Raw genomic sequence first — 8900 nt, forward strand, 5'->3', positions numbered from 1 at the left:
GGGCGCGGCACGGGAAGCAGAACCGGGCCGACCCCACTCGGCTTCTTGCGTGCTGATCGGCCAAAAGGGCGGCTGGGGCCGGGTAGATACCGTCTCATGCTTTGGGAGCGCGTCGGCAGCTGCCTAACCTCGCGCTGAACCCGGCACGCCCGAGTGCGGGTAGAGTGAGACACGGATCAAATGATGAGCAGGACCTACTCTGCATCATTGGAGTATTCAAGGCTTCGTTTAGCTGGAGGTAGGTTATGAAACCCCGTATCCTAGGAATGATTCTCGCTGGCGGCCAGGGCTCGCGCCTCGCGCCGCTCACCCAGAGGCGCTCCAAGCCCGCCGTGCCGTTCGGCAGCAAATACCGCATTATCGATTTCGCCATCAACAACTTCATGAACTCGGGCATGTTCAGCATCTACGTGCTGACCCAGTACAAGGCCCAGAGCCTGACCGAACATATCCAGCGCTCCTGGCGCTTCGGCACCTTCCTGAGCGACTATTTCATTACGCTGGTGCCCGCCCAGATGTACCGCTTCGAGGAACTCGGCAACGCCTGGTACCGTGGCACCGCCGACGCGGTCTACCAGAACATGCACCTGATCGAGAACTACGAGGCCGACTATGTGGCGATCTTCAGCGGCGACCACATCTACAAGATGAACGTCGAACACATGCTCGAAAAGCACATCGAGTCGCGGGCCGATATCAGCATCGCCGCCTACCCTATGCCGCGCACCGAGGCCCACCGCTTTGGCGTGATGCAGGTCGACGAGCACTGGCGCGTGACCGAATTCCTCGAAAAGCCCAAGGACCCGCCCGGCCTGCCCAGCGACCCCGACACCAGCCTCACCAGCATGGGGAACTACATCTTCTCGCGCCGCGCCCTGGAAGAGCTGCTCGAAGCCAGCATCAGCAACAATCAAGAAGGCTTCGACTTCGGCAGCGACGTGCTGCCCCGCGCCCTGGCCGACGGCTATCAGGTGCAGGCATACGACTTTCACAAGAACCCGGTTCCTGGTCAGAGCGGCCCCAACCTGTACTGGAAGGACGTGGGCACCCTCGACGCTTACTACGAGGCAAACATGGATCTGGTCAGCGTCAATCCGACTTTCGACCTGTACAACCCCGAGTGGCCGCTACGAACCAGCAGCGAGTTCTCGCCGCCTTCCAAATTCGTACACGAAAGTGAGGGCCGCAAGGGGCAGGCCTTCAATTCGGTGATGGCCGGGGGCGTCATCATCAGCGGCGGCACCGTGCGCGACAGTGTACTCGCGCGTAACGTACGGGCGCACTCTTACTCACTGATCGAAAGCAGCGTCTTGTTCGACGACGTGGAAGTGGGGCGGCATGCTCACCTCAAGCGCGTGATCGTCGATAAAGATGTGAATATTCCGCCCGGCACCCAGATCGGCCTCAACCCCGAGGAGGACCGCGCACGCGGCTTTACCGTCACTGAAAGCGGCGTGGTGGTGGTGCCCAAAGGCTACGTGTTCTACTGACGACGAGCTAGAGCATTTTGTAAAAAGATGGTGCTCTTTTGACCATCTTTTTGCCGAGTGCAACGAGTGAAAAGCAGGACGTAGGATGAAGGGGCGGCGGTGTTTTTCCGACGTGCCCTTCATTTCGCGGAACTGCTCTCATACGGCCTGCCGATTGAACCGGGCCTGCCCGCTCGACCTCAAAAGTCACTAACAAGGTGGCCTCTTGATGCCCACTGCTTTGGGACAACTTTAGAGAAAATTCTTTGCAAAGGCCTGGGCCACTGTGCCCCGAACTCCCGGCATAACAGAGCCATAAAGTCTGGGCAATTCGAGTACGGGCAAATGAACTTCGCTACACTTGTCCCAGTTCTTGGAAGCAGTTCCAGGCTGGAGGATGATTATGAACTTAGAACGTGCGAGCGGCGTGCTGTTGCACCCCACCAGTCTGCCGGGGGCGTACGGCATAGGCGAGCTGGGGGCGCAGGCGCGGCATTTTATCGACTGGCTGGCGCTGGCTGGGCAAAAATACTGGCAGGTTATGCCGCTGGGGCCGACTGGCTACGGCGACAGCCCCTACCAGTCGTTCAGCGCTTTTGCCGGTAACCCTTACCTGATCGACCTGAACACCCTCAAGGAAGAGGGGCTGCTTCAGGACTCTGACTTCGTGGCTATGCCCGCCTTCGACCCGTTCAAGGTGGATTTCGGTGCGCAGTTCATCTGGCGCAATCAGATGCTCGACCGGGCTTACGCCAAGTTTGCCTTCGACGGTCACAATGACCTTCAGAGCGAGTTTGAACGCTTCAAGACCGCCGAGCACGACTGGCTGGAAGATTACGCGCTGTTCATGGCGCTCAAGGCGGCGCACGGTGGTCTATCCTGGAATGCCTGGGACACTGGCACACGCGACCGCGACCCGGCGGCCCTGGCCGCAGCACGCGAACGCCTTGCCAGCGCCATCGACCGCGTTCAGTTCGCGCAGTTCCTGTTTTTCCGCCAGTGGAGTGCTATCCGTGAATATGCTCACCAGCACGGCGTTCAGGTGATCGGTGACATTCCCATTTTCGTGGCGATGGATAGCAGCGATGCCTGGGCCAACCGCGACCAGTTCTACTTCGACGACCAGGGCCAGCCCACGGTGGTCGCGGGCGTGCCGCCGGACTACTTTAGCGAAACCGGACAGCTGTGGGGCAACCCGCTCTATAACTGGCAAAAAATGCAGCAGGGCGGCTTCGCGTGGTGGATTAAGCGCTTCCAGAGCAGCCTGCAACTGTACGACGTGATTCGCATCGACCACTTCCGGGGGTTCGCGGCCTCCTGGGAGATTCCGTTCCCTGCCGAAACGGCCATTCAGGGCCAGTGGGTTCCGGCGCTGGGCCACGAGATGTTCACGGCGGTGCGTGACGCGCTAGGCGTCCTGCCGATCATTGCCGAGGATCTTGGGGTCATTACGCCGGATGTCGAGAAACTGCGCGACGACTTCAACTTTCCAGGCATGGCGGTGCTGCAATTTGCTTTCGGCGGCGGAGACTTTCGCGTCAACGACTTCCTGCCGGAAAACCTGCGCGTTAATCAGGTGGTGTATACCGGCACCCACGACAACGACACGACCCGTGGCTGGTGGGCCAACGCTGAGGAAAGCGAGCGCCACAATTTCCGGGTGTATACCCATAGCGCACCCAGCGAGGAAAGCTTTGCCGGGCAGCTGATGCGCATGGCCTTCGAGAGCCGCGCAGCCCTAGCTGTGGTACCACTTCAAGACGTCCTGAACCTGGGCAGCGAGTACCGCATGAATCTGCCCGGAACCACCGGTGACCACAACTGGACGTGGCGATATAACCCCGCCGCGCTGCTGCCCAGCCTGGCCGACAGCCTGCGGACCCTGACCGAGCAGACTGGCAGATAGAGGCGAGACGAGACGCAGGGGCTTTGGCTATGGCTGTTGGGCTACGGCTGAAGCCCCGCACTTTTGCTTTGGCTGCCTCCTACGAGTTCCGATTGAACTGGGCAGTTTTGGATTTAATCCGAGCGGACTCGCAGAGCGGATTCGGGCGCTTTCCTCGGATACGCGCAACTGTGGCTGCGAACTGCCCTAACAGGCCAATCTGCGTTAGCCCTCTCGCTTCGCGCTCCGTAATGTTACAGGTACTTAACCATTACCCTGTACCCATGAAGCTTTACACCAGAACAGGCGACGGCGGCACCACCGGACTCTACGGCGCGGACCGGGTCAGCAAGGCCCACCCCCGCGTGGAGGCTTACGGCACGGTGGACGAACTGAACAGCGCACTGGGCCTGGCCCGCGCCCACAACGTGCAGAGCCAGCCAACCGATGCGGCCCTCGAAGCTGACCTCGAATACCTGCAAAATGCCCTGTTCGATCTGGGGGCCGATCTGGCGACCCGCTCCGGAGGCCCCTATGAAAAGAACCTCAGTCGCCTCGACGAGCAAGACATTAGCCACCTTGAAGCCATGATCGACCGCTATCAGGCTGAAGCCCCGGCTTTTACCGGCTTCATTCATCCGGGGGGAACACCCGTGGCGGCGGCGCTGCATATTGCCCGGACAGTGGCGCGGCGGGCTGAACGCGACGTGATCCGTCTGCTGGAAGTCGAACCGGCCAACCCGCAGACCCAGGTTTACCTCAACCGCGTCTCCGACCTGCTGTTCATCATGGCGCGGGCCGCCAATGCCCGCAGCGGCGTTGGCGAGGAACGCTGGAACGTCAAGAAACGGCGTTGAGCCGGGGGGCAGCAGAAAGTTTGAGTGCTGGAAAAGCACCTGCGGATTTAAACGGCGCGAACCTGCGAAGTAGAACGGTTCCTGGTTTTCCCACAGACGCGAAGTAAAGTTCAAGCCCGCATCGGCAATGGTTCAGACAGTTGTACCGCCCTACCGGGTGGTCAAGGGAACAGCCAGACCTAGTGCGGGTCGCACTTTGCAAGGCAGGATTTTGGAAGTGTCCGAACCATTGATCGCAGCCTTTTCCAGCTGCTTTTACCGTTCCTCCGGCTGCACCCTCACGGCTTTAGGGTCGGGTAATTCGCAGGCCGCTCCCCGGTCTTGGGGCGCTGTTTCCCAGCCCAGCAGCGCGAGATTGGTGCCACACGCCTTGAGGTAGGCGCGGGCGTAGGCTTCGGCAAAGCCCTCGACTGCCGGGCGGTAGTACGGCCCGTACACTTTGCCGCTGTCCCCGACATGGTTGTGCGAATAAAGCAGCCGTGAACCGTCGAGACAGTGCCCGAATTCGTGCGCCAGCAGCAGCGTTTTCTGGGTCGGCGTACCGTTCAGAAAGTAGGTCTGGTCGAGCATAATTACGCAGCCCTGGCCCAGCGGGGCCGTGCAACCGACCATTTTGGCCGAGCAAAAGCCGAAATCCTTGCTGTCGACCAGCCTGACCTGTGCATTTGTTCGTAGGGCCCTGAAATCCCACCCCCTGGCACCCAGCACACTGGGAGCGCAGGAGGACAAGACCAGCAGGCAGGCAAGAAGCAGGCGGCGCATCCTCCCCAGAATAGGGGAGCGCCGGGCACAAGTGGCGTCTCCGTTCTGCGTAGTCTGGCCCGTCCGCGTTATCTCGCGTTGTGTAACTGGTACTTCTGGCCCCCACTGGTCTGGATGGTCACAGTCACCTTACCCCCAGAAAGTCGCTCGGCCTCACAGGATTTTACCGAAGCGGGGGCTTTGGCACTGGCGACCTCATGGCAGGGCACTCGGCCCTGGAGAGGCGTGGCGCGGGTGGCGACTTCCTGTACCACGGCCTGACCGTAATCGCGCACCTGCCGCCCCCTAACGCTCAGGTAGGCAAGCATGGTGCCCACGACCATCGGAAAGAGCAGCAGAATCAACCAGAACATTCGCCCGGCGCGGCGGCGCTCCTCGGGCGTCGCCGCGCGCTGGGGCAGGTCGGGGGAAAGGGTCATGCACTCAGGTTAAGGCGCTCAGGTTAAAGATTGTGCAGACCTACTTCAAAGCTGCGCCCGTCGGCGGGCAAGAGCCGCAGCACCGGGCCGTCGGCGGGCAAAGGCTTGAGAGACGGGCACTCTAAATCCGTTACCTTGCCCGGCGCGTTTCATCCTTCCATTGTGCCGCGCCCGCTTACCACCGCCTGACCCCGACCCGGTAGACTGCCCCTATGAGCAAAGTCATCATCATCGGAGCCGGGGGCGTCGCGGGCGTCACCGCCAAAAAGTGCGCCCAGAATGACGCGGTTTTCAGCGAGGTCCTGATTGCCACCCGCACCGTCAGCAAGGCCGACAAGATCGTGGCCGAGATTCACCAGTACTTTCCGCAGAGCAAATGCAAATTCAGCACCGCAACCGTGGACGCCGACAACGTGCCTGCGCTGGTCAAACTGATTAACGACTTTAGGCCCGAGATGGTCATTAACCTCGCGCTGCCCTACCAGGACTTGACCATCATGGACGCCTGCCTGGAAACCGGCGTGCATTACCTCGACACCGCCAACTACGAACCCAAGGACGTCGCCAAGTTCGAGTACTCCTGGCAGTGGGCCTATCAGGACAAATTTAAGGAAAAGGGCCTTATGGCGCTGCTGGGCTGTGGCTTTGACCCCGGCGCGACCCAGGCCATGACCGCGCATCATGCCAAGCACCACTTCAAGGAAATCCACTACCTGGATATCGTGGACTGCAACAATGGCAACCACGGCAAGGCGTTTGCGACCAACTTCAACCCCGAAATCAACATCCGCGAAATCACTGCCAATGGGCGCTACTGGCAAGATGGGCGCTGGGTGGAAACTCATCCGCTGGAAATCGCCCAGGACATCTATTATCCCAACGTGGCGACCCGCAAGAGCTTCGTACTGTACCACGAGGAACTGGAATCTATCGTCAAGCACTTTCCCACCATCAGACGCGCCCGCTTCTGGATGACCTTCGGCGAAAGCTACATCAAGCACCTGAATGTGCTTGAAGGTATCGGTATGACCAGCATCGAGCCGATTGAGTTCCGGGGCCAGCAGATTGCACCCATTGAGTTCCTCAAAGCCGTGCTGCCCGCGCCCGAAAGCCTCGCCGCCAACTACACCGGGCAGACTTGCATCGGCGTGCAGGCCAAAGGAATCGGGCGCGACGGCCAGCTCAAGGTTCATTTCGTGTACAACGTCAAAGACCATGCCGAGTGCTACCGCGAGGTGCAGGCGCAGGGTGTGAGCTACACCACTGGCGTGCCTGCCATGATTGGCGCGATGCTGATGCTTCAGGGCGTGTGGAAGCAGCCCGGCGTGTGGAACGTGGAGCAACTTGACCCCGACCCCTTCTTTGCCGCCATGAACCAATGGGGCCTGCCGATAAGCGAGCTGTCAGGCGTGGAACTGGTCAAGGACTGAATACGGACGGCCCCGCAGAGTTGCCCTGTAGAGTTGCCCCGTAGAGTTGCCCCGCAGGGCGAGCAGCAGCAAAACGGGTTCTGGGCGTAGAGTGAGCCACTCGGCCTAAGCGCGTCGGTTAGGCGCTCAAGGGTATCGACGCGGAGGTGCCTCGCGTTTGCTTTGACGTGCTGGGTCAGTGCGGCAGTCTGCTGGGCAGCGGATTTTGTCGATTTTATCCTCCCAGACGAGGTCAAACGGAAGCTGTCACCTACTGAGGTTCAGCCCGGACTTGCCTGTGTAGGGGCACAACCTGTTACCCTCAGTGAATGAACAGTGCGGCAACTGACCCGGCGACCCATAACACCACCCACGCAAGCAGCGTGCGGGAGATGGGCCTGCGGGCCAAAAGTGCGGCGCGGGTGCTGCGTTCACTGCCTACCGCACAGAAGGCGGCGGCGCTGCGGGCCATTGCTGCCGAGCTGCGTGCGCGTCAGGACAACATTCTGGCTGCGAACGCCCGCGATGTGGCAGCGGCTGAGGCAGGTGGCTTGCCCGCACACATGGTCGACCGCCTGCGCCTGAGTGCGGGGTCGCTGGAGGCCATCGCTTCGGATGTCGGGGCGGTAGCCGGGCTGCCCGACCCGGTGGGGGAACAGACCGAGGAAAAAATGCTGCCCAGTGGCATCCGCGTAAGCCAGAGGCGCGTGCCGTTGGGCGTGCTGGGCGTGATTTACGAGAGCCGCCCCAACGTGACCGTGGACACGGCGGTGCTGGCCCTGATGAGCGGCAACGCGGTCATTCTGCGCGGCGGCAAGGAAACTGTGAACAGCAACGCGGCCCTGGAAAACGCGATTCAGGCCGCTCTTGGGGCACAGAAGCTGCCGACAGACGCCGTGCAGGTGATCCGCGACCCGGCGCGTGAGCGGATGCTGGAACTCCTCAAGCTCGACGACTGCGTCGACGCGATTATTCCGCGTGGCGGGGCAGGGCTGCACCGCTACTGCGTCGAAAACGCCACCGTACCCGTGATAGTGGGGGGCATCGGCGTGGTGCATCTCTACGTGGACGCCAGCTTTACGCGCACGCCAGAGGACGTTCAGACAGCGGCGCGAATCATTCAGAACGCCAAGATGCAAAAGCCGAGTGCCTGCAACGCGCTGGACACTCTGCTGGTGGGCCGGGAAGCGCTGCCTGCCCTGCCTGAACTGCTGCGCCCACTACTGGAAAACGGAGTGAGCGTGCGGGCCGACGCTGAGAGCGTAAGCGTTTTGCAAGCGGCGGGCCTAAGCGCCCAAACTGCCCAGGACAGCGATTACGGCACCGAATTCCTGGCACTGACGGCCAGTGTCAAGGTGGTCGGCGGCCTGGAAGAAGCGCTGGACTTTATTGCCGAGCGTGGCGGCCACACCGACGTTATCCTGACCCGCGACGACGCCCAGGCGAGGCGCTTCGTGCAGGACGTCGACAGCGCCGCCGTAATGGTCAATGCCAGCCCGCGCTTCAACGACGGCGGGCATCTGGGGCTGGGGGCCGAGGTCGCCATCAGCACGCAGAAGCTGCACGCCCGGGGGCCGATGGGCCTGCGCGAACTGACCACCAGCAAATGGGTCGTGCTGGGGAACGGCGAAACCCGCAAATAACCCGGCTCACATACGGCGCAGCTAAGATCAGCCCCATGCGTCAAACTGTGCTCTGTGCCCTCACGCTGGGTCTGTTCGTCTCCTGTGCGCCGTCGGTGAGCCGCGCCCCGGAAACCCAGCTTCACGCCTCCGCCGAATTGCAGGGCCACCTGCTGACCGTCAGCCTGCTTAACATGGGGCCGAATGCGCTGCTGCTCGAAAATTCCTGCCCGCGCCCCTTCGGAATCGACTTTCTGGACTACCCCGGTAAGGAGCAGGGCGCCCTGAAGCCCCAGCAATACGACACCTGCTGGAACGTCAATTTTCCGCCACAGGTCTGGCGAGTGGGCGAAAGCCTCAGCACCGGCGTTACGGTGGACTATCCGGCAGGCAAGCACACCCTTAGAGGCTGTCTGAGGCCCATATCGTCGGAGTATCCATGCTGCCCTCTTCATCAGGCGCACAATCGCTGGAGCA

Annotated in this window: 8 protein-coding genes; 6 read left to right on the forward strand and 2 right to left on the reverse strand. The window is 61.4% G+C overall.

Going from position 1 to position 8900, the window contains the following annotated elements; genetic code table 11:
* Nucleotides 1-245: 245 nt before the first annotated feature.
* From glgC to QZ269_RS04115, 3 genes are all read left to right on the forward strand, one after another.
* Nucleotides 246-1490: a glucose-1-phosphate adenylyltransferase gene (glgC, locus tag QZ269_RS04105; protein WP_291424588.1), complete on the forward strand. Its 1245-nt coding sequence runs from the start codon at nucleotides 246-248 to the stop codon at nucleotides 1488-1490.
* 382 nt (nucleotides 1491-1872) lie between these two features.
* Entirely contained in the window at nucleotides 1873-3375 is a 1503-nt protein-coding gene (malQ, locus tag QZ269_RS04110; protein ID WP_291424589.1) for a 4-alpha-glucanotransferase, read from the forward strand.
* A 263-nt stretch (nucleotides 3376-3638) separates the two neighbouring features.
* Nucleotides 3639-4211, forward strand: coding sequence for a cob(I)yrinic acid a,c-diamide adenosyltransferase (locus tag QZ269_RS04115; protein WP_291424591.1), 573 nt, complete (start codon nucleotides 3639-3641; stop codon nucleotides 4209-4211).
* Nucleotides 4212-4466: 255 nt separating this feature from the next.
* On the opposite strand, the gene QZ269_RS04120 is transcribed toward QZ269_RS04115, so the two are convergent.
* Both QZ269_RS04120 and QZ269_RS04125 read right to left on the reverse strand, forming a co-directional pair.
* Nucleotides 4467-4973, reverse strand: coding sequence for a hypothetical protein (locus QZ269_RS04120; protein WP_291424593.1), 507 nt, complete (start codon nucleotides 4971-4973; stop codon nucleotides 4467-4469).
* Nucleotides 4974-5041: 68 nt separating this feature from the next.
* Nucleotides 5042-5392, reverse strand: coding sequence for a hypothetical protein (locus tag QZ269_RS04125; RefSeq protein ID WP_291424595.1), 351 nt, complete (start codon nucleotides 5390-5392; stop codon nucleotides 5042-5044).
* Between the two features lie 212 nt (nucleotides 5393-5604).
* Between QZ269_RS04125 and QZ269_RS04130 the strand changes: the two genes are divergently transcribed.
* The 3 genes from QZ269_RS04130 to QZ269_RS04140 all read left to right on the forward strand — a co-directional run.
* A complete protein-coding gene (locus tag QZ269_RS04130; RefSeq protein WP_291424597.1) occupies nucleotides 5605-6822 on the forward strand; it encodes a saccharopine dehydrogenase family protein in 1218 nt (405 codons plus the stop codon).
* Between the two features lie 308 nt (nucleotides 6823-7130).
* A complete protein-coding gene (locus QZ269_RS04135) occupies nucleotides 7131-8444 on the forward strand; it encodes a glutamate-5-semialdehyde dehydrogenase (RefSeq protein WP_291424599.1) in 1314 nt (437 codons plus the stop codon).
* A 35-nt stretch (nucleotides 8445-8479) separates the two neighbouring features.
* On the forward strand, nucleotides 8480-8900 hold a 421-nt coding region (locus QZ269_RS04140; RefSeq protein ID WP_291424600.1), incomplete at its 3' end, for a hypothetical protein.

Source organism: Deinococcus sp. (assembly GCF_018260405.1).
Taxonomy (GTDB): domain Bacteria; phylum Deinococcota; class Deinococci; order Deinococcales; family Deinococcaceae; genus Deinococcus.